Genomic DNA, 2,950 nt, shown 5'->3' with positions numbered 1-2,950 from the left:
ACTACCGAAATTATTTGACGCTATTTTTATGCACGAAAATCCGGCGATTGACGATACAAAAACAGAGTTGCCCCTGTATACTTGTAGTCACCACAACTCACAAAATACAGAAGATCAACTCCAATATGAATTCTACAGGACAATCATTCACAAGCAAAGCCCCAATTTCATTTCAACAACAATATAACCAATTCGCATTTCAGGCTTTGATGCAAGTGGCCTGTCCAAAGTGTCAAAACCCAGCTGGTATCACTCGGCATGGGTCTTATTTGCGTCAATTTTATCTGACCGCCAGTGAACGAATCAAACTTACGGTGACGCGAGCGCGTTGCCATGCGTGCAACTGCACGTTTGTGCTCTTACCCGCAGGCGTTACGCCGTACAAGCGATACATTCTAGAGACCATACTCAAAGCCTTACGGCTAGCCCGTGGCAAATCAATTTACGCAATCGAAAATACCCTAGATATCTGCGCGAGTACCATCCGTAGATGGCAAATGCAATTTGAAAAATGGCATAAAGTCATGTATATCAGCCATGAATTAAGCAAAATCCATTCCGCAGAAGAACTTGGATCAATGTATGCCCTTGAACGACCGGGGCGCCGCTTTATGCAAGTTATTTCGGCATGGACGCCGCTATTTCATCGCATTTAGAGAAATCACATAGTTTACCCTTAGCGACGACAGGACCAACGATTATGCTTACAGCATCCTAAAAAATAGAGGTGCAAATACATGGACGCAGATCGAATCGAAGACGTTGCCTTGTTTCGTTATGGGCTGATCCACCCCATTGTCACAGACGCAACACAAGGTGAAACTAAGCAAGCTTATATGAAGCGCATTGCCGTGACTGAACAGATGTTACCTAATGGTAAGCGAGGATACGTTGGCGTTGGAACGTTGAAAGAATGGACGACAAACTATCGTAAATATGGACTAAAGGGACTTAAACCCAAGCAGAGAAAGGATACCGGGATCAATCGACGATTAACTGAAGAACAAAAAGACGAGATTATTCGGTTAAAAACTCAAAGTCCTAATCGTCCGGCCACAGTGATCCGTAAGCGAATGATGATGACCGGATATTTCGCCGAAGGCGCACCGTCTGAAAGCACTATTCAGCGTTTCGTTGCCAAGATTACACCAGAACTTCGTCGGAATAGCATTGAAGACATGCGCGCTTTTGAAATGAAACATATTAACGAGCTTTGGCAAATCGATACAACACATGGTCCTTTCATCTTAGCTGGTGGACGTAAACGAAAAGTCTACATTGTGGGGATCATTGATGATGCCTCACGGTACTTGGTTGGCTGGGGCATGTACTTTGAAGACAACGCCGTGAATGTGCAGCTAACGCTCAAGCAAGCAATCGCGACATACGGGAAGCCACGGCAACTGTACGCAGATAATGGCAAACCCTATGTGAACAAGCAATTAGCTTTGATCTGTGCAGAACTTGGAATTGGTATGCGCCATGCGGCGGTCTATCATGGCAATCAAAAAGGCAAGATTGAGCGATGGTTTGGAGTGATGAAGCAGCAATGGATGGCCGATATCAACTACGATGAGTATCAGTCCTTGGATGCCCTTCGGGCTGAGTTTGCCAAGTATGTCCGTGATCGTAATAATCAGATCAATCGCAGCCTTGGTGAGCGCGTGACGCCAATGGATCGCTTCTGTGAAGAACCAGACGCAATTCATAAAGTGCCGACAACAGTATTGGATACTGCATTTTTACATCGAGACGTCCGCAAGGTCGCTAATGATGGCACTATCAAATTAGCTGGGAAGCAATATGAAACTGGGCGTGCAACAATTGGTGCGTCGGTAACAGTACGTTACCAACCGGATTTGTCCAAGGTTTACCTTGAATGGGAAGAAACTCTCAGCGAGATCCATCCCGTTAACAAAGTGGACAATGCGCACATAAAACGTGAGCAAGTACGAATGGCGGAGGATTAGCGGATGGACTATTTGGTTTACTATGGCATGACGCATAATCCGTTTGATAAGACCGCACCGAAGGTGATCGAAACAGTCGACTACAAGGAATTGAATGTTCGATTAAAGTATTTGACGGATGTGCTAGGCATTGGCTTAGTTACTGGACGACCAGGCGCTGGCAAGACGGTGATTTTGCGAGAGTATGCGCGCCGCTTGAATACGAATCAATATCGGGTCGTTTACCTGCCACTGAGCACTGTCAGTGTCAGTGATTTCTACAATCAACTTGCCGTTTCGATCGGCATTGAACCAGCCTTTCGAAAATCAGCAAAGTTTCGCCAAATTCAGGAACGGATTCTTGAATTGCATGATGTCGAACATGTCACACCGGTATTTATCTTGGATGAGGCACAGTACCTGAGTGGCTTGATTTACAATGAGCTTGTACTGCTTACGAATTTTGGCATGGACGCTGAAAATAAGTGTATCGTAATCCTAGCTGGATTGCCGCAGCTGACTCAAATGCTTCAACGACCACAATTTGAGGCATTTCGTCAACGAATCACTGTGAAGTATCAGGTCATGGGGCTTGAGTACGTCGAAGTCCACGACTATGTCCGTGAGAAGCTAAAAACCGCCGGGATCTTAGATGAGGTGATCAATGAGGACGCACTGAAGACGATTTATTCAGCAACCGGTGGAAGTATCCGACGATTGGATCAAATGATCACAAAGTGTTTGATTATCGGGGCTCAAGAAGAAACCCAACAAATCGGAAACGAAGTCGTTCACAAAGCTAGCGCAGAGGTTGCACTAGGATAAAACAGTGAGAAGGTCGGCATCTGCCGGCCTATTTCTGTGGGAAGAAACAGTGGCCGGAATATAATGCAGGATTGGAATTGAGAAATCGTCAAAGCGCAAAAAAAATCGGCGGAAAAGAGGCAAATTCCGCCGGATTATTTTGAATATTGGCCGCCGGAATAGCGTGCCGCGCGACA

Annotated in this window: 3 protein-coding genes; all 3 read left to right on the top strand. The window is 45.7% G+C overall.

The window, feature by feature from the left end:
* Positions 1 to 656, top strand: a 656-nt coding sequence (locus tag ACKTSG_RS13925) for a DUF6431 domain-containing protein (RefSeq protein WP_407895610.1), incomplete at its 5' end; no start/stop codon positions are given.
* An 81-nt stretch (positions 657 to 737) separates the two neighbouring features.
* The gene (locus ACKTSG_RS13920; protein WP_152164619.1) at positions 738 to 1,970 is read left to right on the top strand and encodes a DDE-type integrase/transposase/recombinase; all 1,233 of its coding nucleotides are present in this window, start codon (positions 738 to 740) and stop codon (positions 1,968 to 1,970) included.
* Between the two features lie 3 nt (positions 1,971 to 1,973).
* Positions 1,974 to 2,774, top strand: coding sequence for an ExeA family protein (locus ACKTSG_RS13915; RefSeq protein WP_407895608.1), 801 nt, complete (start codon positions 1,974 to 1,976; stop codon positions 2,772 to 2,774).
* Positions 2,775 to 2,950 lie beyond the last annotated feature (176 nt).

Origin of the sequence: Lacticaseibacillus salsurae (genome assembly GCF_045862175.1) — a bacterium.
Taxonomy (GTDB): Bacteria; Bacillota; Bacilli; order Lactobacillales; family Lactobacillaceae; genus Lacticaseibacillus; species Lacticaseibacillus salsurae.
This window is presented reverse-complemented; position numbering and strand designations above follow the sequence as displayed.

Coding starts and splice junctions, on each gene's coding strand:
- ACKTSG_RS13920 (WP_152164619.1), top strand. CDS start 738: ATGGACGCAGATCGAATCGAAGACGTTGCCTTGTTTCGTTATGGGCTG.
- ACKTSG_RS13915 (WP_407895608.1), top strand. CDS start 1,974: ATGGACTATTTGGTTTACTATGGCATGACGCATAATCCGTTTGATAAG.